The organism is Stutzerimonas stutzeri, from assembly GCF_002890915.1.
Taxonomy (GTDB): domain Bacteria; phylum Pseudomonadota; class Gammaproteobacteria; order Pseudomonadales; family Pseudomonadaceae; genus Stutzerimonas; species Stutzerimonas stutzeri_AF.
On record NZ_POUT01000008.1, the window covers coordinates 16,616 to 39,262 of the forward strand.

Consider the following 22,647-nt stretch of genomic DNA (forward strand, 5'->3'; position numbering starts at 1 on the left):
GTGGGCTTCAATGCCCGCCCTTGGGCAGGCTCCAGGGAAAGCAGATCTTCTGCAGCAGCCCGATCAGGTGGAACAGCAGCAGGCTGATCACCACCAGCATCATCAACGCGGCGAAGGCCTGCGGCACCTGGAACATCGAGGTGGAGAAGTTGATGAAGTAGCCCAGGCCTTTTTCCGCCGCGACGAACTCGGCGACCACCGCGCCGATCACCGCCAGGGTGATGGAGATGCGCAGCGCCGAGAACAGGTGTGGAATCGCATAGGGCAGGCGGATGTTGCGGTACTCGCGGGCCTTCGACGCGCCCAGCGAGCGCGACAGTTCCACCAGCTCCTCCGGCGTCGCCAGGAGGCCGGTGACGCAGGACACCACGATGGGGAAGAAGGCGATCAGGAAGGTGATGAACACCCGCGGCAGGTCGCCAGCGCCCATCACCACCACGATGATCGGCGCTACCGCGACGATGGGTGTGGACTGCACGATTACCAACAGCGGATAGAGCGTGCGCGACATCAGTCGCGAGGACGCCAGGGCGATGGCCAGCGGGATGCCGATCAGGATCGACAGGCCGTAGCCCATCAGCGTCACCCGCAGGGTGGCGAAGATGTGCTCGGCCCAGGCACCGAGGCCGACCTTCTGCGTCGCCGCGAGAATGGCGCTGGGCGAGGGCAGCACGAAGCTTGGCAGCTTGAGCAGGCGGCAGGCCGCCTCCCAGACCAGCAGCAGGACGATGAAGGCGAGCCAGGGCGCGAGGCGATCGGCCTGCGTCTTCAGGCGATGTGTCCTGGGCTTAATGGTCGGCATGGCGCGAGAAGACCTTGCGGCGGATATGGTTGGCGAGCTCATTGAAACGGGGCTCCGTGAGGGTCTGCATGGACCGCGGACGCGGCAGGTCGACGTCGATGATTTCCTGAACGCGGCCGGGGCGTGCCGACATCACCAGGATGCGGTCGGCCAGCAGCAGCGCTTCGGGAATCGAGTGGGTGATGAACAGCACCGTCTTCGGGCGCTGCGTCCAGATGTTGAGCAGCTCCAGGCTCAGCTCGTCGCGGGTCAGGGCGTCGAGTGCCGAGAACGGCTCGTCCATCAGCAGGATTTCCGGGTCGTGCAGCAACGCCCGGGCAATCGCCGCGCGCTGCTGCATGCCGCCGGAGAGTTCGTCCGGGCGCTTGTTGCCGAATTCCTTGAGCCCCACCAGTTCCAGCAGCTCCTCGCCGCGGGTGATCTCCTGGGCGGTGACGCGGCCGTACTTGTGGCGCATGGGAAAGGTCAGGTTGTCGCGGATGTTCAGCCAGGGCAGCAGCGTCGGCTTCTGGAAGACGATGCCGATCTCGTCGCGCGGGCCGTCCACCGGGCTGCCGTAGATGCTGACCTGGCCGTGGGTCGGTCGCACCAGCCCGGCGAGGATGCGCAACAGCGTGGACTTGCCGCAGCCCGAGGGGCCGAGCACGGCGATGAACTCGTGGCGGCCGATGTCGAAACTGGCGTTGTCCAGCGCCACCACCTCACTGCCATCGGAGGAGGTGAAGACCTGGCTGACCCGGTCGAAGCTGATGTTGGGGCGCGGCGTGGCGGGCAGGACGGCAGCGTTCATGGCTTCACTCGCTCAGGCTGGTGTCGATGGCGCTGGCCGGGTCGAGGGCATCAATCTGCATGCCCTGCGCCTTGGCGACCCATTCCCAGGTGGTGGCCAGCCGCTTGGCGTCGAAGCCCGGGCCCTCGGCATCGCTGATCTCGTTCTGCATCAGCGGCACCGAGGCGACGAACTGCTCTTCGGCCTGCTGCTGGTCGACTTCGGCAACCCTCTTTTTCAGCGCCGCCGCCGCTGCAGCCGGGTCGGCGATGGCGTTCTTCTGCGCCTGCCGGTAGGCCTTGACGAACTTCTTGGCGACCTCGGGATGGCTCTGCACGAAGCGCTGCGACGCTACCAGCGACAGGCCGTAGCCCTCGAAGCCGTATTCCGACCAGGGAATGGTCTTCAGCGTCTTGTCCGCCTCGCCGAGGGCACGGACGAAGCCGGGCGCGACGGTCAGCCAGTTGATGGTGGCGTCCACCTTGCCGGTGGCGAGCATCGGTGCCAGCGCGCCGGGGTCGAGCTTGAGCAGCTTGACGCTGGCCGGGTCGATGCCGTTGCGCTCCAGCAGCAGCGGCCAGACCACGTTGGAGGCGGAGAAGGTCGGGGTGGCGACCGTCTTGCCGACGATGTCCTTGAAGCTATCGATGCCCGAGCCTTCGGTGGTGAAGAAGGCGTCCGGCTGCTTGTTGTAGATCGGCGCCACCGCCACCACTGGCACCTCGCCCTGGGCCTTGGCCTGCAGCAGCGAGGCCAGGCCGGCCGAGCCGAAGTCGGCGCTGTTGGTGGCCAGCTTGGTCACCACGTCGCTGCCACCGCGGGCACTGGCGATCTCCACTTCGATGCCTTCGGCGGCGAACAGGCCCTGTTCGACACCGAGGTAGATCGCCGCCTTGTCGCCGGCCGGCAGCCAGTCGTTGAGCCAGCGCACCTTGTCGGCGGCCAGGGCGGATTGGCTGAACAGGGCCAGCAGGGCACTGGCGAGCAGGGTTTTGTTGAACATGGTGAAGCTCCTTGAAGGTTCGGCGTGATGAGCGCGATGCAATAAACGGGTCAGTGCACGGGATGTGGATGGCGCGCGAAGAAATCCAGCAGGGCGGCGAGCAGCGCGTCGGGGGCGGCCAGTTGCGGCGCATGGCCACAATCGAGCCTTACCCGCTCGGCACCCGGCACCAGCTGCTGCATGCGCTGCTGCACCCGCGGCAGCACCGAGCGGTCCTTCGTGGCTTCGATATACAGCCGCGGCAGGCGACCGAAACGCGCGGCCGTCCACTGTGCGGCGATATCGCGGCCGCCGTCGGGCTGCACCGTCAGGCGGCGCGCGGCAGTGATCGCGGCCTGTGCCGGTGCATCCTGAAAGAACAGGGCGCAGGCGGCATCGCCCGGTACGCGGCTGCCGCCGGGCGCGGCTTGGAGATAGGGTCCGATGCCGCTGACCTCGGGAAAGTCGCGGGCGAGCTCGGCACAGAGTTCGCCGAAGCCCATGCCGCTGGGCAGCATCATCCCGGCGACATAGGCGACCCCGGCGATGCGTTCGGCATAACGTTCGGCCACGGCAGTGGCGGTGATGCCGCCGCCGGAATGCGCGACCAGCTGAATCGGGCCGGGCAGCGTCTCGATCAGTGCGCCGACGTGCTCGACATAGCGCTGCAGCGAGACCTCGGCGAGCGGCGTGGCGTCGCTGCCGTTGCCTGGCAGGTCGACCGCGTGCGGTCGGTGCCCGGCATCGCGCAGGCCATCCTGCAGCGAATCCCAGACCCAGCTACCGGCCCAGGCCCCGTGGATGAGGACGATGTCAGCCATAGGTCCTCCGGTACATCTCGCGGTGGTGTTCTTCCACCGTCACCGCGGGGTAGCGCGGCGCCTCGCCGGGCGCGAGGCAGGTCGGCAGGCACTCGACCACATGGTCCGGGTTGCCGCTGAAGAAGAACGGCACGCTGTAGCGCTCGCGTCCGGACATGTTGACCACCCGGTGCAGCGTCGAACGGTACTGGTCGTTGGTCCAGCGGGCGATCATGTCGCCCAGATTGACCACATAGGTGCCGGGCACGGGCACTGCGTGAATCCAGCTCTTGCTGTGGCGATCCCAGACCTGCAGGCCGGGGTTCTCGTCCTGCAGCAGCAGCGTCAGCCCGCCGAAATCGGTATGCGCGCCACAGCCCTTTTCGCCGGGCGCGGAATTGGCCGGCTGCGGCGGGTAATGCAGCAGGCGCAGGGTGCTCATGGAGTCGCGGCAGAAGCCGGCGAAATGATCCTCCGGCAGTTGCAGCGACAGCGCGATGGCTCCCATCAGCCGATTCGCCAGCGCATTCATCGCGTCGCGATAGCGCTCCATGGTCGGGCGAAACGCCGCGAGCTCGCTCGGCCACTGGTTGGCACCGTGGTTGAAACGCCCGGCCAGTACCCGCGGGTCGTCCTCGGCCAGCTCCTCGCCGATGTAGAAGCCTTCCTTGAGATCGGCTGGCGCGCCGGCTTCCAGCACCTGCCCGCGCAACGGCTCGTAGCCGCGGTTGGCCCTGGAGTTGGCCTTGTCCAGGGTGCGCTTGGTCGTGTCCGGTTGGTCGAAGAAGGCCCGCGCCTGGGCGAATACCGCCTGCTGCAGCGCCGGGTCGACGCCATGGTTGGCGATGCAGAAGAAGCCGACCTCGCGACAGGCCGCGCCGATGCGTTCGGCCACGGCGACGCGCTCGTCGAGATCGGGAGAAAACAGCCCGGCGATATCGATCAGCGGCAGCGCGGCGGCTTCGACATGGCGGGCGGAAAGGGCATCGGTCATTTGCGTGGTTCCTGCTCGAACCGGCTGCGAAATGGCGGCCGGCGGGCGCAGTATCCGGCGCTCCGGCTGTGCGCAAAAGCAGAGAATATCGAGCATGCCGATGCCTTTTCGGCAGCAGTTGGCGCTGCCTTTTCACTGGGCATGAGGTGAGCCCGAATGGTGCGCCGGCAAGGGGGCGCCGTTGCTGGACAGGGAGGTTCGAATTCGCTGGAGGTGGTTTGGTTTTGCACCGTTCTGGCGCGCCGGTGGCGAGCTCCTGGCGTAACGATGCAACGCTGGCGTGGCAGGCTAAGGCGCCAGCGTGGTTCGGATACTCGCGTTATCGCGGCCGGTCGTTGTTGGTGATTGGCTTACCGGCATGGTAAACCGGTGCCTGCGTTGCCCCGCGGGGGTGCCCTCCGCTTACCCGTTCCCTGGATGAGCTCCCGCCGCTTCCAGCGCACGGACGAAACGAACTTTCTTGCCTGCCCGTTCAACGAGAAAAATATCGATGCAAAGCGAAGCCACACAGTTACTGGATGATCCGGATGAGCTTTCCGAGCGCGACCAGCGCGCGAACGTCTGGAGGCTTTCCATCGCACAGGCACTGGCCGGTGCCAACGCGGTGGTCATCTATGCCACCGGGGCCATCATCGGCAACGCGCTGGCCCCGGTGCCGGCGCTGGCGACCTTGCCAATCTCCATCTTCGTGGTCGGCATGGCCGCGTGCATCCTGCCTGCCGGGGCGATCGCCCGGCGCTACGGACGCCGGGCCGCGTTCCTCAGCGGGACCTCGGCGGGTGTGCTCACCGGCTTGCTGGCCATGCTCGCGGTCATCATGGGCTGGTTCTGGCTGTTCTGCCTGGCGACCTTCTTCGGCGGAAGCTATGCCGCCGTGGTGCTGTCGTTCCGTTTCGCCGCGGCCGATGGCGTGGCGCCCGAGCGACGGGCCCGCGCGTTGTCGCTGGTCATGGCGGGGGGCGTGGCCGCCGGGATCATCGGCCCCCAGCTGGTGACCTGGAGCATGCATCTGTGGCAGCCGTATCCGTTCGCTGCCACGTTCCTGGTGCAAGCCTTGGTCGCGGCCCTGTCGGCAGTCGTCCTGCTGGGGGTTCGCCTGCCCATGCCGACCGCGGCGGAAATCGCCGGCGGCCGATCGCTGCCGGCCATCCTGGCGCAGCCGCGCTTCATCGCAGCCGCAACCTGCGGTGCGGTCACCTACATGCTGATGAACTTCCTGATGACGGCCGCGCCGCTGGCGATGCATATGCACGGCCACACGCAGGAATCGTCCAACCTGGGGCTGCAGTGGCACGTGATCGCGATGTATGCGCCCAGTTTCTTCACGGGCGGCCTGATCACGCGCTTTGGCGCCGGCCGGGTTGCCGTCGCCGGCCTGTTGCTGACCGGCCTGTCCGCCGCCGTGGGGCTGGGTGGCGTGGACCTCATGCATTTCTGGTGGGCGCTGATCCTGCTCGGGCTGGGCTGGAACTTCGGTTTTCTCGGCGCCTCCGCACTGGTCCTGGAATGCCATCGGCCGGAGGAAAAGACCCGTGTCCAATCGCTCAACGACTTCATCGTGTTCGGCCTGATGGCCGCAGGTTCCTTCCTCTCCGGCAGCCTGCTGAGCGCGTACGGTTGGGATACGGTGCTCTGGGTGTCCTTCGGGCCGCTGCTCATCGCTGCCGTGGCGCTGCTCATGGCGAAAAGTCGCTACCAGCCGGTCTAGGGTCTGTTGACGTTTCATCGCGAGCCGCGTTGCAGCGTCAGATGGCGCCATGGTCGGGCGGCGTTCCGCAGGCGCCGGCGCGGCCGTGAATGAAACGTCAACAGACCCCGTGGGGGGGCGGGTGCAGCGTGATGCCGCGCCTGCCTAGCGCAGCGGTCGTGTCGCCAGTTCGAGCCCCAACAGCAGCAGGAACGACAGGAAGCAGGTGCGAAACAGCCGTGGGCTGATCCGCGTCCTGATTCGCTGCCCCAGCCACATGCCGGCGAGGGCGGGCACGACGGCCAGCATGGACAGGCCGAGCTGGCCGATGTGGAAGGCATCGTGCAGCGCCAGGCCGGCGGCGAGCGACAGCGTGGAGACCGTGAACGACAGGCCCAGGGCCTGGATCAGCTCTTCCTTGTCCAGCCGCAGGGCCTGCAGGTAAGGCACGGCCGGTATCGCGAACACCCCGGTGGCGCCGGTCACCAGGCCCGTGGCCAGGCCGACCAGCGGCGACAGCCACGGCTCGATGCGTGTCGGGACCTGCAGCGCCGGCGACACCAGCGCGTAACCGGCGTAGACCATCAACGCGATGCCCAGCGCCAGGCCCGACAGCAGCGGGTCTACCCGCGCCAGCAGCGCGGCCCCGGCGACAGTGCCCAGGACGACCCCCGCCATCATCGGCCACAGGCGCCGCAGCAAGGGCAGCAGCGCCGGTCCGGCGACGAGCTGCCATACGTTGGTCACCAGCGAAGGGATGACCAGCATGGCGGCGGCGCTGGCTGGCGCCATCAGCGCACCCAGCAACCCCATGGCCACGGGAGGCAGGCCCATGCCGGTGACGCCCTTGACCAGCCCGGCGGCGAGAAAGGTACCGATGAACAGCGCGAAGAGAAGAGGCGAGAGATCGTTCATGCCGGCATTGGACACGGGCGAGCGCTCGGGCACAATGCGGTTTTCTCCATCGAGCCTTCGGTAAATCCGAAGGCAAGGCGGGCTCATGCGGATCGACCTGACGGACCTGCAGCTGTTTCTCTGCATCGCCGATGCCGGCAGCATCACCCACGGCGCCGCCCGGGCCAACCTGGCACTGGCTTCGGCGAGCGAGCGGTTGCGCAATATCGAGGCCGATGCCGGCGTGCCACTGCTGCAACGCCACGCCCGCGGCGTGGTGACCACCGAAGCTGGCGAGGCCCTGGCGCATCATGCGCGGCTGATGCTGCACCAGCGAAGCCTGCTCCAGGGCGAGTTGCGCGATTTCGCCGCCGGGGCGCGGGGTACGCTGCAGCTGTACGCCAACACGGCGGCGCTTACCGAATACCTGCCACGCAAGCTCGCACCCTGGCTCGCCAGCCGCCCGCAGCTGCACGTGGACCTGAAGGAGCGCACCAGCGTGGAAATCGTCCGCGCGATCACTGCCGGGCTGGCCGAAGCCGGCATCGTCTCCGACGCCGTCGAGGCCCCGGGCTTGATCCGGCAAGCGGTTGCCGAGGACCACTTGGTACTGATCGTCCCCACCACTCACCCCCTGGCGAGCCGCCGCAGCGTCGCCTTCGCCGATGTCCTCGGCGAGCCTTTCGTCGGGCTCGCCGCGAACAGCGCCCTGCACGCCCACCTCGACGACCACGCCCGCGCCGCCGGCCGCGCGCTCACCCCGCGCATTAGCATGCATACCTACGAAGGCATCTGCGAGATGGTGGCGCACGGCATCGGCGTGAGCATCCTTCCACGGGGCGTCGCCAGGCGCCTGCGAGGCCGCCACGCCTACCGTATACGACCGCTCATGGACGGCTGGGCGCGTCGCCGGCTGTGTCTGTGTTATCGGGACTGGTCGGCACTGTCGGCTCCGATGCAGAGTCTGTTGCTGCATCTGGGGCAGGCGCAGGAGGCCTAGTCGATTCGACGCGGTCCTGACCTGCTGATAACACTGGCCAGAAGGGTGCGCTGCCGCGGCCTTCAGAGCGAAATCGAACCATCGATACAGGTAACGGCTTGCCCGCCGACCTTTATCGCATCGTCACTTATGCTGAGGTGGATGAAGCCCGCGCGGCCAACTTCGGCTCCCTGGCTGGCCAGAAGTGTCTTTCCAAAATGCCCGGTTTGCCCGGTGCGCCTGATGAACGCTGCCATGGCGCCGTTACCGCTGCCACACACTGGATCTTCGTTTACTCCACAGGCTGGAGCATACGCCCTGACTTCCACCCTGGCCGAGCCACCCTCCAGGTGTTCGCCGAAGATCACCACGCCGGTCGCCTTGGCGCGAATATTCCGGGTTTTCATGAGCTGCAGATCGGGACGGTTGGCCAATACGGTTCGTGCGTCAGGCAACTGGGCGACTATCCAGCGGGGGCCGACGTCTACCAGGCTGGGAGGAAAATCCCGAACGACAGGCGTGCCCAGGACGCCTTCCAGTTCATCGACCTCGGTATCGTTCAGCGGATGGATGGCAGCTTCTGGCAGTTCGAAAGCGATCCGTTGCGAGCCGGTATCGTCGGTCGACAGCTCCAGCCTGACGAGGCCTGCGCCACATTCCTGCACGAGCACGCCATCGGTTGGCTGGACGATGCCTGCTTCCACCAGGGCATGTGCGGTTCCTATGGTCGGATGGCCTGCGAAGGGCAGCTCCGAGAGGGGGGTGAAGATCCGCACCCGGTAGTCGGCCGCTGCGCTGGTCTTGCGGACGACGAAGGTGGTCTCGGACAGGTTCGTCCAATTGGCGATCCGCTGCATCTGCGCGTCCGTAAGCCCATCCGCCTCCAGCACCACGGCAACGGGATTACCCTTGAATCGCTCGGCGGTGAAAACGTCTACCTGCTTGAAGCTGACCTGTCTCATTTGCTGTCCTCGATCGGCGTTGACGAACCCTGAGCTTACAGGCGGCCTGTCAGGGCAAGACAGATTCAGTTGCCGGGCTCGCTCACAGGTACAGTTCCACCTGGGGGCGAAAATCCTTGCCGGCGATCATGTGGCCGGCCGGCGAGCGCTGGGGTCAGCTGCGATCGCAGGGTTGCGGATGCTCCGCGCTCTGACCGTACTGGCGCACATAGCGCTCGCGCAACAGGTCGTATGCCCAGTTGAAGCACAGGGTATAGGGCAGGAAGAACAGGATCAGGCTGATGTCCAGCAGGAAGGCTTCGAGCAGGCCGATCGACAGCCACCAGGCGGCCAGGGGCACCAGCAGCACGATCAGGCCGAACTCGAACAGGGACGCATGCAACAGGCGTGCGGCCAGCCCACGTTGGAACCCGATACGGGCCTGGGCCCTGTCGAAGAGCATGTTGAAGACCATGTTCCAGAGCATGGCAATGGCCGAGAACATCACAGTCAGCGCACCGACATGGGCGAGCGGCCGTTCCATCGCCCAGGCCAGCACGGGGGCGCAGATCACGACGGCGATGATTTCGAAGGCGGCGGCGTGGCCGGTGCGTTCGACAAGGCTGCGTTTGGCGGGAGTGCTGCTCATGACGGATTGGCCGATCGATGGGGTGGCGATATAGTCATCGCAATCTCCGGAACAAACCAATTAGCTGCCATCGGTTTCCCCGATATGAACCTTTCCCCGGAAGCACTCGAATCCTTCGTCCAGGCTGCCGCGTGCGGCTCCTTCAGTGCGGCAGCGCGACGCCTGGGCAAGAGCCAGTCCACCGTCAGCGAGGCGGTCGCACGGCTCGAGATCGATCTCGGCGTCGAGCTGTTCGTCCGCGGTGCCCGCCAGTTGCTGCCCACCGAGGCGGGGCGGATGCTGCTGAGCCACGCCCATGAGGTGTTGGCCGCCGCCGAACGCCTGCAGCGCCATGCCGCGATGCTCGCTGGTGGCCAGGAAACCCGGTTGACCCTGGCGCTCTCGGATGCCTATCAGCAGAGCCAGTACGAGGCGCGCCTGTGCGAACTGGATCAGCGCTATCCGGACCTCGAGTTCGAGTGCCTGATCGCCGAGCAGGCAGACGTACTGGACCTGGTCAACCAGGGCCGCGCGCACCTCGGGCTGCTCGCGGCCCAACCGCGCTATGAGCTGGAAATCGCTTATGCGCGCTTGCCCCACGGGACGGAGTTCGGTCTTTTCGTTCGCTGCGACCATCCGCTGGCCGGTAGACGGACGGTCGATGCGCAGGCGCTTGCACAGTGGCGCCGGTTGCGTTTGAAGACCGTGGTCGGCAGCGATACGAACGACGATGAGATGACCATCCTTGGCTCGCGCTGCTGGACCGCTCCGGACTACATGCTGTTGATGGAAATGGCCGCGCTGGGCTTCGGCTGGGCGATCCTGCCCAAGCCACTGGTACTGGCCTACGCGCTCGGGCGACTGGAAGAACTCTCGGTGGGTGGCTGGCCCAAGCAGGTGGCCGTCGATGCCGTCTGGTCTCGCCAGCGCCCGCTGGGGCCGGCCGCCGCCTGGCTGCTGGATCGTCTCATCCAGTGTTGATCGCGCGCCGCTCCAGTCGTGCGGCGGGCTCCGTCATCCGTCGGTGAGTGGCATTGGCCGGGCCGGTAGCGAGGCGGCGATTTCCGGATGGGTCTGCCCACGCAGGTCGACGTCCATCGCCAGGCGCGGGCGAGGCGGCAACAGGCTGCAACCATTGGCCCTTGGATCGCTGGCCGGGCTGCTCCATGATCGGCCTTTGCCTGCTGTGAGTGGTCTGCATGCCCCGATTCTCACGACCCTCGGCGTCGGCGCTGGGCCGCTTCCTGCAGTTGGGCGGCACCGGCGCGCGGATCGCCGGCAACCTGCTGGTGCAACGCATCACGCCGGGCAAGGTGCGCATCGACTGGCAACCGGTGGGCGAGCTGTTGGGTGATGCGCTGGGGCAGATGAAGGGGCCGGTGCTCAAGCTCGGGCAGCAGGCCTCACAATGGCAGGACCTGTTGCCCGAGCCGATCAGCAAGGCCCTGGCGCGCCTGCAGAACCAGGTGCCGTCGCTGCCGTTCGCGGCGCTGGAAGCCAACCTGCAGCGGCTCTATGACGGCCGCCTCTATGAGCTGTTCGAATCCATCGAGCCGACGCCCGCCGCGGCCGCTTCCCTGGGCCAGGTGCACCGTGCGCGGGACCGCCAGGGCCGGGCGCTGATCATGAAAGTCCAGTACCCCGGCATCCACGCCATCTGCGCGGCGGACCTGCGCCAGCTGCGCCGGCTGATGCCACTCGGGCGGCTGTTCGGTACGCCACCGGCGCGGCTGGAGGCGGTCTACACCGAGCTGCAGCGGGCCATCGGCGAGGAACTCGACTACGCCGCCGAACGCGACAACCTCGAAGCTTTCCGCGCGCACTTCGGCGACTGGCCCGGCATCGACATTCCCTTCGCCGCCAGCGAGCTCTGCCGCCCCGGCGTACTGGTGCTGGAAGACCGCCCCGGGCGCTCCATGGCCGAGGTTGAACAGGCACCCGCCGAAATCCGCCAGCGCCTGGCCGAAAGCCTCTGCCAGTGGCTCGCCGAGCAGGCGTTCGGCCTGCAGCGGCTGCACACCGATCCGCATCCGGGCAACCTGGCCTGGACCGAGCGCGGCGAACTGGTGGTCTACGATTTTGGCAGCGTGCTGCGCCTGGAACCGCGCCTGCTGGCCGGCTACGTGCAGATCTTCGAGGCGCTGCGCGGCACCTCCAGCGAGGCGCTGGAGGCGGGCTTCCAGATGCTCGGCGGGCGCCAGCCGGGCAGCATGCCGCCGCACGGGCTGTACCGGCGCATCCACCTGATGCTGCACCCTCTGCTGCAACCCGGCGCAAAGTGGGACTTCCGCGAAGCCGCGCTGCACCAGCAACTGACCGAACTCTTCCCCTTGCTGATGTCCGCCCTCGGCAGCCTGCAACCGGCGTCCGGCACACTGCTGATCAACCGCACCCTGGAGGGCCACTACTGGAACCTCTACCGCCTCGGCGCCCGCCTGCCCATCGCCGATATGCTTGCCGGGCATATCGAGCGCTGGCGCGGCGGGGCCGGCTAATGGGCGTCCCCTTTTCCATGTAGAACGTAGCCGTTCGGTTTCTGCGGATATAAGCGGGTTCGTTTCTATAGCGATGAACAGTTGCATCATCGGACATTCGAAAAAGGATGCTACACATTACTTCTACGATTCTGGGCGCTGGCAGCTGTTTGCAGTCTAAACATCGCGAACGGCGTTCAATCCGTCGGACGCCCAGTTCTTCGCTAAGGAGCATGGTCATGTCCTTCTCAAGCAAAAGCCAAACCACCAGCCGCGCGATCTTTATGGCGCGCGAAGCGCTCCATCGTTTCGCCCTGACGCTGTGCGTGACAGCGATGGCGCTGTTCACGACGCAGGCCTTCGCTCACCACGGCTGGGCCTGGGCGGAAGAAGAACAATCGGAATTGAGGGGTACGATTGCCGAAATCTCGATGGCTCCGCCTCATCCGACCTTGCGCGTAAAGGCAGAAGACGGCCGCATATGGCAGGTCGATCTGGGAAATCCGAACCAGACGAAACGTTCCGGCTTCACTGGCGATACCGCCAAGGTGGGAGATGAGATCACCGTACTCGGCAATCGCACCAAAGAGCCGAACGAAGCGCATATGAAAGCCGTACGCATCACCGTCGGCGGCAAGCAGTACGACATGTATCCGGAACGTATTGGGCAATGACGACACGGTGATGACGGTTTTCCTGCAGTCGCTTGCGGGCTGGCCCGGTGCCGTGTTCCTGCAGGAATACTGGGTCGCCTATCTCGTCGTCAACGCCGCTCACATCCTTGGCATAGGGCTACTCCTGGGCTCGATACTGCCGTTGGATGTGCTCCTTTTGCGGTCTGCGCACGGCCGGGATCTGTCGGTCCTCGGCCCCTTCCTTGTCCGAGCGGCGGCAACGGGCGTCACGCTGGCGGTGATGACGGGGCTCTGGTTGTTCTCGGTTAACCCCGTGGAGTATGCGGACAATCCAGCCTTCCTCTGCAAGGTCGCACTGCTCCTGCTGGCCATCTGCAACATTGCACTTCAGCATCGCGGCGAACACTTTCATGCCGCGCTGCGCGGCGGTCCGCCGGCGGTACGCGTTCGTGCTCTGGCCGCCACATCCGCCATTCTGTGGCTTTCCATACTGATCGCTGGCCGTTGGATTGGCTTTGTCTGAAACCCGGATAGCGCTGCAGTCGGTCGTAAGGCGTTCAAGAAGACCGCTGCGCCTGCTAACCGGTTTCCAACACCGGTATGACCCGCTCCAACCACGGACAAGCCCACTCCACGAACGCCCGCACCCGTGGCGACAGTTGCAGGCTGTGCGGGTAGACGAGCTGGATCGGCAGGTCCTTCGGTTCGTAATCCTTCAGTAGCCTGACCAGGCGGCCATCGGCCAGTTCGTCGGCGATCTGGTAGTGCATCAGCCGGGTGATGCCCAGGCCCTGGACGCAGGCGAGGCTGGCGCTGCGGATCTGGTTGCAGGTCAGGCGCGGGGTGATCTCTTCGGCCTGCTCCTTGTCGCCGTCGCGGTAGTACCAGTGCCGGCCCTGGGCGGCGAAGAGGATGCAGGCGTGCTCCTTGAGCGCGGCCGGGGTGTCGATCGGCGGGCTGCTGGCGAGGTAGTCCGGGCTGGCGCAGGTGACCAGCCGGGTGGTGCCGAGCGGGCGCGCGACGAGGGTCGAGTCGGGCAGGTGGCCGATGCGCAGGGCGAGGTCGAGGCGTTCGTCCAGCAGCGGGACGATCTGGTCGTTCAGGTTCAGCTCCACCTGTACCTGCGGGTGTTCCTTGAGAAAGGCATTCACCAGCGGCGCCAGGTAGCGCTGGCCGAACTCCACCGGGGCGGTGAGGCGCAGCAGGCCGCGAACGCTGCCGTCCTGCGCGTCCAGGCGCTGCTCGATGTCGGCGAACTCGGCCAGCATGCGCCGGCTCCAGGCCAGGTATTGCGCGCCTTCATCGGTGAGGGCCATGCGCCGGGTGCTGCGGTTGAGCAGGCGCACACCCAGGTGGCGCTCCAGCGCGGCCAGCGAGCGCACCACCGATGCCACGGACTGGCCGCTGGCGTCGGCCGCCGAGCTCAGGCTGCCGTTGTCGACGATCCTCACGAAATTGGCCATCGCCTTGAGCTTGTCCATTGCCACCTTCGATCTGTGCGATTGCTGCAGGGGTGTTGTCAGGTCCGCGGCATAGCTGGGATGCGCAGGGCGACGGACACTGTGCCGGACCGATGACTTCCGGAGTTTCGCACATGAACCCATCATCCAGCCCCGCTCGCATCCTCGCCTATGACCACATCGGCATCCGCGTCAGCGACCGCCGCCGCGCCATGGCCTTCTACCAGGCGCTGGGCTTCGTCGAGAGCGCCAGCTTCCCGCTGTTCGAGGCCAACGAGATGCTCAGCCCGGACGGCGTGCGCATCAACCTGATCTTCAACGGCGCACGCACCCGCGACGCGCACAACGTACTGCTGGACGCACCGGTCAAGCGCCCGGGCATGACCCATCCGGCGTTTATCGTCGATGACCTCCAGGCGCTGCAGCGCTGGCTGGGCGAGGAGGGCATCGTCATCACCGAGGGGCCGCATCCCATCGGCCCGCGGCGGATCGCGCTGTTCATCCGGGACCCGGACGGCAACGTTCTCGAATTCAATCAGCTCGTCGAAGGAGATGCGCAATGAAACTGTACGACCTGGAAGCTTCCGGCAACTGCTACAAGGTGCGCTTGTTCGCGGCGCTGGCCGGCATTGAACTGCAGCGGGTGCCGGTGGACCTCGCCAATGGCGCGCACAAGCAGCCGCCACTGTCCGACATGAACCCGCTGCGGCAGGTGCCGGTGCTCGAGGATGACGGCCATGTGGTACGCGATTCCCAGGCGATCCTGGTCTATCTCGCCGGGACCTACGGCGGCCTGGCCTGGTGGCCGGACCATGCCCGCGGGCAGGCCGAGATCGTGCAGTGGCTGTCCTTCGCGGCCAACGAGGTGCAGCACAGCCTGAGCGCCGCGCGGCTGGTGGAAAAGTTCGGCTACCCGCTGGACAAGGAAGCGGCGCTGGCCAAGGCGCCGGCGGTGCTCGCGCTGCTCGATGCGCATCTGGAAACGAACGACTGGCTGGCGATGGGGCGACCTACCATCGCCGATTGCGCGGTCTACCCTTACGTGGTGCTGGCGCCGGAGGGCAGCGTCGACCTCGGCCCGTATGGCAACGTGGCGCGCTGGATGACCCGGCTGGAAAGCCTGCCGGGCTACCTGCCGCGGCCCTGACCTGCCCTCAGGCTGGCTCTCGCCCCTCGGCCTTGAGGAAGTCGACGAAGGCCCGCAGCGGCGAGGGCATGTGGCGGCGGCCGTGGTAGTAGAGGAAGGGGCCGTCGAAGGACTGCCACCAGTCCTCGAGGATGGGCGTCAGGCGCCCATCGGCCAGCGGCTCGCGGATGAAGTCCTCGAAGGTGTAGATGATCCCGAGGCCGTTGATCGCCGCACTGGTCTTCAAATCATGCGAGGAAGTGGCCAGCTGGCCTTGCGGCGGGACACGCAAGGTCCGGCCGTCCTTCTCGAACTCGAACACGCCCAGCTTGCCGCTCTCGAAGCGATGGCCGAGCAGCTGATGCCCGGTCAGCTCGCCGGGGTGGCGTGGCGTGCCGTGGGCGGCGAGGTAGGCCGGTGCGGCGGCGGCCACGAAGCGTTGCCGGCGCGGGCCGATGGGGATGGCGATCATGTCCTTGGCCAGGCTTTCTTCGTAACGCACACCGGCGTCGTAGCCCGCCGCGATGACGTCGATGAAGGTGTTCTCCATCACCACCTCGACGTTCACCGCGGGGTAAAGCTTGAGGAAGCGGCTCAGCAGGTCCGGCAGCACGAAGCGCGCCACCGGGACCGGCACGTTCAGCTTGAGGGTGCCGACCGGGCGCTGGGATTCGTCGTCGAGGTCGTTGAACGCGGCGTGGATTTCTTCCAGCGCCGGGCGCAGGCGCTCGAGCAGGCGTTCGCCGGCTGTGGTCGGGGTGACGCTGCGGGTGGTGCGGTTGAGCAGGCGCAGGCCGAGGTCGCCCTCCAGCCGGCGCACGCAGTCGCTCAGCGACGAGGCCGACATGCCGCGGGTCTGCGCGGCAGCACGAAAGCCGCCGGCCTCGACCACGGCAGCGAACAGCGCGACGTCACTCAGATTGGGTTGGCGCATGGGTACTCCGCAAGCCATTTGGCTGTACGGATGATCGTACAGCCTGTCCATGTTTTCCCGGATTATCACTGGATTTCCGTACGCTGATAATCCTCGCGTCGGCCACCTCCATCGCAGGTCGGCCTGTTTGCAACGACGACGAGGACAGGATCATGACGCACAGAACCCCAACCGAGCCGGGCGGCCATGCCCGGCATCTGCTGAAGCTGGGCGGGACGCTGATCGCCGGGGTGGCAGTGGCTGGCGCGCTGACGGCCGAGGCGGCCAACCGTACCGCACCGAAGCCGGACTGGAGTCTGGCCGACATGCCGGACCAGGCTGGCCGCATCGTGCTGGTTACCGGCGGCACCAGTGGCATGGGCTACGAAGATGCGCTGGCGCTGTCGCGCGCCGGCGCCGAGGTGATCATCGCTGCGCGCAATGCCGAGCGCGGGCAGGAGGCGATCGAACGGATACGTGAGCAGGTGCCGGATGCCCGCGTGCAGTTCGAGGCGGTCGACCTGGCCAGCCGGGCCTCGGTGCGCGGCCTCGCTGAGCGCCTTCAGGAACGCTTGCCGCGCCTGGACGTACTGATCAACAATGCCGCGATCATGGCGCCGCCTGAGCGCGGCACCTCGGCCGATGGCCATGAGCTGCAGCTGGCGACCAACTACCTCGGCCCGTTCGCCCTGACCGCGTTGCTGATGCCGCTGCTGCTGGAAAGCGACGACGCCCGGGTGGTCAGCCTCTCCAGCATCGCGGCGGGGCGTGGCCAGTTGGACTTCGCGGACCTGCAGGCCGAGCAGCGCTACAACCCCTACGCCACCTATGCGCAGTCCAAGCTCGCGGTGCTGATGTGGGCCATGGAGCTGCAACGCCACAGTGACGCATCCGGCTGGGGCCTTCTCAGCATCGCCGCGCACCCGGGGGTCGCCGTCACCGAGCTGGTCGAGCGCGGACCCGGGTTGGACAGTGAGTTCGCCGCCAACTGGGCCAAGGACCGCGACAACTACCACTCCGCCGCCCAGGGCGCGCTGCCGACGCTGTATGCCGCCACTGCGCCTGACGCCATTGGCGGTGCCTACTACGGGCCGACCGGCGAGGAAGAAAAACGCGGGCCGCTGGGCTTTGCCAGAGTTCCCGACGCCGCCGCGAACCAAGCGGATGCCGCCCGGCTGTGGCAGCTGTCGGAACGCCTGACCGGCGTGCGTTACCCCTGAATCCTCGGGCGCGGCCTTGAGCTCGCGCCCTGTTCTCACTTCATTCTTCAGGAGCGCGCCTATGAGCACGCCATCCGTTGTGCATCGCCTGAGTGCCGTGATCAATGCCGAAGCGCATGAGCTGCGTCCGGCACTGAGTGGTTTCCTGCTGTTTTTCTGTCTGTTCGCCGGCTATTTCATGCTGCGCCCGATCCGCGAGTCGATGGGCATCGCCGCCGGCGTGGAGAACCTGCAATGGCTGTTCACCGCGACCTTCTTCGTCATGCTGGTGGCCGTACCGCTGTTTGCCTGGCTCAGTTCTCACGTACCGCGCCTGCATTTCGTCGATTGGGTGTACGGCTTCTTCTGCCTGAACCTGCTGGGCTTCTCCGTGCTGTTTCTGCTGCGGGGTGACAGCGCCTGGCTGGCGCGGGTGTTCTACGTGTGGATCTCGGTCTACAACCTGTTCGTCGTGTCCGTGGCCTGGAGCCTGATGGCGGATGTGTTCGACAGCGCCCAGGCCAAGCGGCTGTTCGCCTTCATTGCTGCCGGCGCGAGCGTCGGCGGGCTGGTCGGGCCGGCGCTCAGCGCGCTGTTGGTCGGCAGCCTGGGCGAGTCGGGGCTGATGCTGCTGGCCGCCTTGTTGCTGGGCGCGGCGCTGGCGCTCAAGTTCTCGCTGATGCGCTGGCGCGAAATCGGCGGAGCAGGGCGCCCCGGCGCGGCTCCGGCGGAGAGTACGCGTCGGCCGGTGCCCGGCAACCCCTTCAGCGGCCTGACCCGGGTGATGCAGTCGCCCTATCTGCTCGGCATCGCCGGTTTCGTGGTGCTGCTGGCTACCGTGACCACCTTTCTCTACTTCGAGCAGGCGCGCCTGGTGGCCGAGCTGTTCCCCGACCGCGCCGCCCAGGTTCGCGTGTTCGGCATCATCGATGTGGTCGTCCAGGCGGGCGCGCTGCTGTCGCAACTGTTCATCACCGGGCGCCTGGCGCAGAAACTCGGCGTACGTGTGCTGCTGGCCATCGTGCCGCTGCTGGTCGGCGTCGGCTTTATCGGCCTCGCGTTGATGCCCAGCTTCGCCGTGCTCGCGGCGCTGATGATCGTGCGCCGCATCGGCGAGTACGCGTTCGTCCGGCCCGGCCGCGAAATGCTCTTCGCGCCGCTGGATGCGGAGAGCAAGTACAAAGCGAAGAACGTCATCGACACCGTCGTCTACCGCGCCGGCGATGCCGTCAGCGGTTGGGGGAAGACGGCGCTGGACATGTTCGGGCAGGGTGCCGGCCTGGTCGCCGTGGCCGGCGCAATCTGCGCGCTGCTATGGGGCTACCTCGGCTGGCAGCTCGGCAAGCAGGCGGACAGGCGAACGGAGGTGGCTGGAGTGGTAGAAGCCACCTGTTGAGACGGCGGCGAGCGAAGCGCATCGCGATCGAGGGCTGGCGTCATGTCCAAACGGGCGAGCCGGCTAGTGAGCACCTCGATGCGACGCTAGCCGGCTCGCTTGTTCCAGATGCGCTTACTTTTCAACGAACGCCCGCTCGATGACGTAATCACCCGGTACGCCCTGGCTGGGCGAGGCCTGGAAGCCCAGGGCGTCGAGCTGGCCGGTGAGGGTGTCGAGCATCGCCGGGCTGCCACAGAGCATCACGCGATCGCTCTCGGGGTTCAGCCGCGGCAGGCCGAGATCGCAGGTGAGCTTGCCGGTCTCGATCAGCGTATTGATGCGGCCGGTGTGGCGGAACGCCTCGCGGGTTACCGTCGGGTAATAGAGCAGCTTGGCCCGCACCGCTTCGCCAAGGAATTCGTGCGCCGGCAGTTCCTCGGTGAGGTAGTCGTGGTAGGCCAGCTCGCTGACCTCGCGCACCCCGTGCACGAGCACGATCTTGTCGAAACGCTCGTAGGCTTCCGGATCGCGGATGATGCTCATGAACGGCGCCAGCCCCGTGCCGGTGCCCAGCAGGTAGAGGTGCTTGCCGGGCCTGAGGTCATGCATCACCAGGGTGCCGACCGGCTTGCGGCTGACGATGAGCGAGTCGCCGACCTTCAGGTGCTGCAGGCGCGAGGTCAGCGGGCCGTCTGGCACCTTGATGCTGAGGAATTCCAGGTGCTCGTCGTGGTTGGCGCTGACGATGCTGTAGGCGCGCATCAGCGGCTTGCTGTCGACTTCCAGGCCGATCATCACGAAATGGCCGTTCTCGAAGCGCAGCGCCGGGTCGCGGGTGGTGCGAAAGCTGAACAGGGTGTCGTTCCAGTGATGCACGGATAGAACGCTTTCGGTGCCGAGTGCAGACATGGGGCCTTCCTCTCTCGTTGGATTGAGTCGATCAGAACAGGATCAGCAGCAGGCTCGTCGCCAGCAGCAGCGCGGCGCTGAGCAGGGCCAGGTGGGCGAAGGGCTGCCAGCCCTGGGCAAACAGGTCGCCGACACGGGTGCGCATGCCGAGCGCGGCCATGGTCAGCAGCAGGCAGGCCTGCGAACCGGCGACCAGCGCCTCGCGCAGCCAGGCCGGCAGCCAGCCGAGGCTGTTCAGCGTGAACAGGCCGAGAAAGCCGAGCAGAAACAGCGGAAAGTCCGGGCTGCCCGGTTCCTGCCGACGCAGCAGCAGGCCGATCACCAGCACCAGCGGCGCGAGCAGGGCGACGCGCAACAGCTTGGTCAGGGTCGCGACGTCGCCAGCGGTCTCCGAGACGAGATATCCGGCACCGGCCGCTTGGGCGACGTCATGAATGCTGGCGCCGAGCAGCAGACCGCTGTCGAGCGCATCCAGCCCGAGCAGGCCGGTCAGCGGCGGGTAGAGCAGCATCGACAGCGTGCCGAGGGCCGTCACGCCGACCACCACGGCGAGCAGCCGACGCTCTTCCAGGCGCCCAGCCGGGATCACCGCCGCCACGGCAATCGCCGCAGACACGCCGCAGATCGCCACTGCCGCGCCCGCCACCAGGCTGTGCAGGATCGGCAGCCGCAGCAGCCGGCCGAGCAGCAGCGCCAGGCCGAGCACCAGCGGCACCGTGACGAGCACCAGCATCAAAGGCCGCGCACCGACCGCTTCCAGCTGCGCGACGCCAATGCGCGCGCCGAGCAGCGCCACGCCGATGCGCAGCAGTTGCCGGCTGCACAACGCGACGCCCGGCTGCATGCGTGCCTCGTTGCCCTGGCTGGCGAAACCCAGGCCGACCAGCAACACCATCAGCAGCGCGGGCGCGCCGTAGTGATCGGCAAGAAAGCTGCCGGCGAGTGCCAGCACCGCACACAGGGCCAGGCCCGGGTAGTGCTTGCGGCACAGCGCGACGGGCGGGGCGAGGACTTCGAGCCGGGCATTCATGCCGGATTGCCCAGATCACGTAGGTAGGCCCAGGGGTACAAGCCGCGAAAATGACCGTCGCTGAAATACAGCTGCAGACCGCTGATGCCGGACAGTTCCAGGCGGTTCACGCCGACCTCGGCGTCGATCAGCGTCAGCGCGCCGGTCTGCTGGAGGCGTTGGCAATTGGAGCAGGCGCAGGCCCGCCGCAGCGTCAGGCAGCTGATGCGGCTCTGCGCGCCATCCGGCCAGGTCAGTTCCAGCATGCGCTGCGCCTTGCGCAGGCGGATCTCGAGGGGTGGGTCGATCAGCCGCTGGGACTGTGCGATGTGAGTGGTGGCGTCGTGGTTCGATGCGGTGAAGGCGTTCATGAATCTCTCCGGGCTTGCGGCCTCTAGCGAATGAACGGCATGACAAGGTCGCGCGGCATGGGCGTCGGCCCACCGCTGACGAGCAGCGTGGGCGCTTCCGGGCTGCGCACGAAGCGTTCCGGCGTGTCCAGCGGGCGGGCGCTGCCGAGCGTGGCGGCACAGACCGTGACCAGGGCCAACACGCCGTGGCGCAACCCACTCGTCATGACAAGTTGGGGCATGCTTCAGCGCTCCAGAAAGGCCAACTTGCCGCTCTGGTCCACCCAGGTTTCGGCCTCGGCCAGCGGCGAGGCGCTCTGGGTGATCACCGGCCAGACTTCGGCCAGCTCGGCGTTGAGTTCGAGAAAGTGCTGTTGGCCTTCGGGCAAGGCGTTGTCCGCGAAGATCGCATCGGCCGGGCATTCCGGCGCGCAGAGGCTGCAGTCGATGCAGGTCTCGGGGTTGATGACGAGAAAGTTCGGGCCTTCGTGAAAACAGTCGGCCGGGCAGACTTCCACGCAGTCGGTGTATTTGCAGCGGATGCAGTTCTCTGTAACGACGTAGGTCATTTCGTTCTCCTCGAAACCACTGCGCTTGCGGATGCTGCGTTGAAGGCGGCGCGCGGGATGCTGATTTACGGCCTGTAAATTCCGCTCCCGCGCGCGACCTTCGCCTTGGCTGGGCGCCCCCGCCCCGCTGCGCTCGTGACGTTTCGGCTTCAAGTGCTGTGCAACACAAAGCGCGTAAAAATCAGGCCGCGGCGTCGAGTTTCGACATGGCCCAGCGGGCGAGCTTGCGGACGTCCGGGTCGGGGTCGTCCATGGCCAGTTCGACGAAGGGGCGGCCATCGTTGTGTGCGATGGCGCCCAGCGCGCCGATGGCCGCCTTGCGCAGGTTGCTCATCGGGTCGCGGGCGCAGACGCCGAGCGCCGGGATCGCGCCCACCGCACCGAGCTTGCCGAGCGCATCGACGGCCTTTTCTCGGACCTGCCAGAAACTGTCGTGCGTGGCCTCGACCAGGGGCTGCAGTGCGGCCTGGTAGTCGAGCTTGCCGATGCTCACCGCGGCCTCGACGCGCACCTGCCAGTGTTCGTCGCGCAGGATGCCGATCAGCGCCGGGCCGACCTGTTCGGGCGCGGCATAGACCAGCGCGCCGGTGGCGGCGCGGCGGACGTCGGCGTCGTCGTCGTGCTGCGCCCGCTCGATCAGCGCCGGCAGATTGGCCGGCTGCTTGAGCCAGCCGATCACCGCCACCGCTTCGCGGCGCACGCCCGGGTCCGCGTGCTGCATCCGCGCCAGGGCCGGCGCCTGCGCCTGTGGATGGCGCAGCGGCTTGAGCGCACGGAGGATGCCGGCGACGACGAAGGGATCGTCGCTGCCGGCCAAGGCTTCGAGCAGCGGCAGCGCGGCGGCGGGGTCCTTGAGGTCCGCCAGCGCGTGGGCGGCAGCGTTGCGCACCACCTCGTCGCTGTCCTGCAGGGCGGCGATCAGGGCGTCGGCGATGTCGGTGGCGTCGAACTCGTCGACCACCTTGGCCGCCTCCTGACGCACCGACGGGTCCGGGTCGTTCAGCGCCAGGATCAGCAGCTCGGCGGCTTCCGGTTCGCCGCTGTCGACCAGCTCGAGCACGGCCACGCGGCGGATGCCGGGGTCGCTCGAGGCCAGGTTGGTGGCGATGTCCTGCAGCAGTGGGTCGTCGTAGGTTTTCATCGGTCGGC

26 protein-coding genes are annotated in these 22,647 nt (G+C 67.0%); 10 read left to right on the forward strand and 16 right to left on the reverse strand.

The annotated features are described in order from the left end of the window. Positions 1–7 precede the first annotated feature (7 nt). From CXK94_RS14415 to CXK94_RS14435, 5 genes are read right to left on the reverse strand one after another with little or no spacing between them, the layout of a single operon-like run. Positions 8–802 (reverse strand): ABC transporter permease, encoded by a 795-nt coding sequence (locus tag CXK94_RS14415; protein ID WP_102894873.1) that lies wholly within the window; start codon positions 800–802, stop codon positions 8–10. Beyond that, complete coding sequence (locus CXK94_RS14420; RefSeq protein WP_013983528.1) at positions 789–1,592, reverse strand: ABC transporter ATP-binding protein; 804 nt, start codon at positions 1,590–1,592, stop codon at positions 789–791. The genes CXK94_RS14415 and CXK94_RS14420 overlap by 14 nt, the downstream gene beginning before the upstream one ends. A gap of 4 nt (positions 1,593–1,596) precedes the next feature. After that, positions 1,597–2,574: an ABC transporter substrate-binding protein gene (locus CXK94_RS14425; RefSeq protein WP_102894874.1), complete on the reverse strand. Its 978-nt coding sequence runs from the start codon at positions 2,572–2,574 to the stop codon at positions 1,597–1,599. A 50-nt stretch (positions 2,575–2,624) separates the two neighbouring features. Further along, a complete protein-coding gene (locus CXK94_RS14430) occupies positions 2,625–3,374 on the reverse strand; it encodes an alpha/beta fold hydrolase (RefSeq protein WP_102894875.1) in 750 nt (249 codons plus the stop codon). Further along, positions 3,367–4,347: an isopenicillin N synthase family dioxygenase gene (locus tag CXK94_RS14435; protein WP_102894876.1), complete on the reverse strand. Its 981-nt coding sequence runs from the start codon at positions 4,345–4,347 to the stop codon at positions 3,367–3,369. The genes CXK94_RS14430 and CXK94_RS14435 overlap by 8 nt, the downstream gene beginning before the upstream one ends. A gap of 490 nt (positions 4,348–4,837) precedes the next feature. Here CXK94_RS14435 and CXK94_RS14440 point away from each other — a divergent pair, with 490 nt between their 5' ends. Further along, complete coding sequence (locus CXK94_RS14440; RefSeq protein ID WP_102894877.1) at positions 4,838–6,055, forward strand: MFS transporter; 1,218 nt, start codon at positions 4,838–4,840, stop codon at positions 6,053–6,055. 144 nt (positions 6,056–6,199) lie between these two features. Here CXK94_RS14440 and CXK94_RS14445 read toward each other — a convergent pair whose 3' ends face one another. Continuing rightward, on the reverse strand, positions 6,200–6,949 hold the full coding sequence (locus tag CXK94_RS14445) for a sulfite exporter TauE/SafE family protein (RefSeq protein WP_102895030.1): 750 nt from the start codon (positions 6,947–6,949) through the stop codon (positions 6,200–6,202). A gap of 85 nt (positions 6,950–7,034) precedes the next feature. On the opposite strand from CXK94_RS14445, the gene CXK94_RS14450 reads away from it, so the two are divergent. Continuing rightward, positions 7,035–7,928 carry a LysR family transcriptional regulator gene (locus tag CXK94_RS14450; protein ID WP_102894878.1) on the forward strand — a complete coding sequence of 298 codons (894 nt, stop codon included), beginning with the start codon at positions 7,035–7,037 and terminating at the stop codon, positions 7,926–7,928. A gap of 62 nt (positions 7,929–7,990) precedes the next feature. On the opposite strand, the gene CXK94_RS14455 is transcribed toward CXK94_RS14450, so the two are convergent. Further along, entirely contained in the window at positions 7,991–8,869 is an 879-nt protein-coding gene (locus CXK94_RS14455; protein ID WP_102894879.1) for a PhzF family phenazine biosynthesis protein, read from the reverse strand. A 154-nt stretch (positions 8,870–9,023) separates the two neighbouring features. Beyond that, positions 9,024–9,497: a multidrug/biocide efflux PACE transporter gene (locus tag CXK94_RS14460; RefSeq protein WP_102894880.1), complete on the reverse strand. Its 474-nt coding sequence runs from the start codon at positions 9,495–9,497 to the stop codon at positions 9,024–9,026. 84 nt (positions 9,498–9,581) lie between these two features. Between CXK94_RS14460 and CXK94_RS14465 the strand changes: the two genes are divergently transcribed. The 4 genes from CXK94_RS14465 to CXK94_RS14480 all read left to right on the forward strand — a co-directional run bounded on the left by CXK94_RS14465 (position 9,582) and on the right by CXK94_RS14480 (position 13,108). Then, a complete protein-coding gene (locus tag CXK94_RS14465; RefSeq protein WP_102894881.1) occupies positions 9,582–10,457 on the forward strand; it encodes a LysR family transcriptional regulator in 876 nt (291 codons plus the stop codon). A 218-nt stretch (positions 10,458–10,675) separates the two neighbouring features. Beyond that, positions 10,676–11,971: an ABC1 kinase family protein gene (locus CXK94_RS14470; RefSeq protein WP_102894882.1), complete on the forward strand. Its 1,296-nt coding sequence runs from the start codon at positions 10,676–10,678 to the stop codon at positions 11,969–11,971. Between the two features lie 218 nt (positions 11,972–12,189). Next, a complete protein-coding gene (locus CXK94_RS14475) occupies positions 12,190–12,624 on the forward strand; it encodes a DUF6152 family protein (RefSeq protein ID WP_256046200.1) in 435 nt (144 codons plus the stop codon). Continuing rightward, entirely contained in the window at positions 12,614–13,108 is a 495-nt protein-coding gene (locus tag CXK94_RS14480; RefSeq protein WP_256046199.1) for a DUF2214 domain-containing protein, read from the forward strand. Before CXK94_RS14475 ends, CXK94_RS14480 begins: the two co-directional genes overlap by 11 nt. Before the next feature lie 55 nt (positions 13,109–13,163). Here CXK94_RS14480 and CXK94_RS14485 read toward each other — a convergent pair whose 3' ends face one another. Continuing rightward, the gene (locus tag CXK94_RS14485) at positions 13,164–14,066 is read right to left on the reverse strand and encodes a LysR family transcriptional regulator (RefSeq protein WP_102894883.1); all 903 of its coding nucleotides are present in this window, start codon (positions 14,064–14,066) and stop codon (positions 13,164–13,166) included. Between the two features lie 113 nt (positions 14,067–14,179). On the opposite strand from CXK94_RS14485, the gene CXK94_RS14490 reads away from it, so the two are divergent. Both CXK94_RS14490 and CXK94_RS14495 read left to right on the forward strand, forming a co-directional pair. Next, entirely contained in the window at positions 14,180–14,608 is a 429-nt protein-coding gene (locus tag CXK94_RS14490) for a VOC family protein (RefSeq protein WP_102894884.1), read from the forward strand. Continuing rightward, positions 14,605–15,192, forward strand: a complete 588-nt coding sequence (locus CXK94_RS14495; protein WP_102894885.1) for a glutathione S-transferase family protein — start codon at positions 14,605–14,607, stop codon at positions 15,190–15,192. The genes CXK94_RS14490 and CXK94_RS14495 overlap by 4 nt, the downstream gene beginning before the upstream one ends. Before the next feature lie 7 nt (positions 15,193–15,199). On the opposite strand, the gene CXK94_RS14500 is transcribed toward CXK94_RS14495, so the two are convergent. Then, positions 15,200–16,105 carry a LysR family transcriptional regulator gene (locus CXK94_RS14500; protein WP_102894886.1) on the reverse strand — a complete coding sequence of 302 codons (906 nt, stop codon included), beginning with the start codon at positions 16,103–16,105 and terminating at the stop codon, positions 15,200–15,202. A gap of 152 nt (positions 16,106–16,257) precedes the next feature. Here CXK94_RS14500 and CXK94_RS14505 point away from each other — a divergent pair, with 152 nt between their 5' ends. Then, positions 16,258–17,304, forward strand: coding sequence for an SDR family oxidoreductase (locus tag CXK94_RS14505; protein ID WP_102894887.1), 1,047 nt, complete (start codon positions 16,258–16,260; stop codon positions 17,302–17,304). A 61-nt stretch (positions 17,305–17,365) separates the two neighbouring features. Beyond that, positions 17,366–18,679, forward strand: a complete 1,314-nt coding sequence (locus tag CXK94_RS14510; protein WP_102894888.1) for an NTP/NDP exchange transporter — start codon at positions 17,366–17,368, stop codon at positions 18,677–18,679. Positions 18,680–18,793: 114 nt separating this feature from the next. Here the strand turns inward: CXK94_RS14510 and CXK94_RS14515 are convergent, their stop codons facing one another. The 6 genes from CXK94_RS14515 to CXK94_RS14540 all read right to left on the reverse strand — a co-directional run bounded on the left by CXK94_RS14515 (position 18,794) and on the right by CXK94_RS14540 (position 22,639). Next, positions 18,794–19,570, reverse strand: a complete 777-nt coding sequence (locus CXK94_RS14515; RefSeq protein ID WP_102894889.1) for a ferredoxin--NADP reductase — start codon at positions 19,568–19,570, stop codon at positions 18,794–18,796. A gap of 31 nt (positions 19,571–19,601) precedes the next feature. Next, entirely contained in the window at positions 19,602–20,600 is a 999-nt protein-coding gene (locus CXK94_RS14520; protein WP_102894890.1) for a YeiH family protein, read from the reverse strand. After that, complete coding sequence (locus tag CXK94_RS14525) at positions 20,597–20,950, reverse strand: DUF971 domain-containing protein (protein ID WP_102894891.1); 354 nt, start codon at positions 20,948–20,950, stop codon at positions 20,597–20,599. Before CXK94_RS14525 ends, CXK94_RS14520 begins: the two co-directional genes overlap by 4 nt. Before the next feature lie 23 nt (positions 20,951–20,973). After that, a complete protein-coding gene (locus tag CXK94_RS14530; protein ID WP_079327268.1) occupies positions 20,974–21,171 on the reverse strand; it encodes a hypothetical protein in 198 nt (65 codons plus the stop codon). Between the two features lie 3 nt (positions 21,172–21,174). Then, positions 21,175–21,498 (reverse strand): ferredoxin FdxA, encoded by a 324-nt coding sequence (gene fdxA / locus CXK94_RS14535; RefSeq protein WP_014597291.1) that lies wholly within the window; start codon positions 21,496–21,498, stop codon positions 21,175–21,177. A 181-nt stretch (positions 21,499–21,679) separates the two neighbouring features. Next, positions 21,680–22,639 carry a HEAT repeat domain-containing protein gene (locus CXK94_RS14540; protein WP_102894892.1) on the reverse strand — a complete coding sequence of 320 codons (960 nt, stop codon included), beginning with the start codon at positions 22,637–22,639 and terminating at the stop codon, positions 21,680–21,682. Between the last annotated feature and the right edge of the window lie 8 nt (positions 22,640–22,647).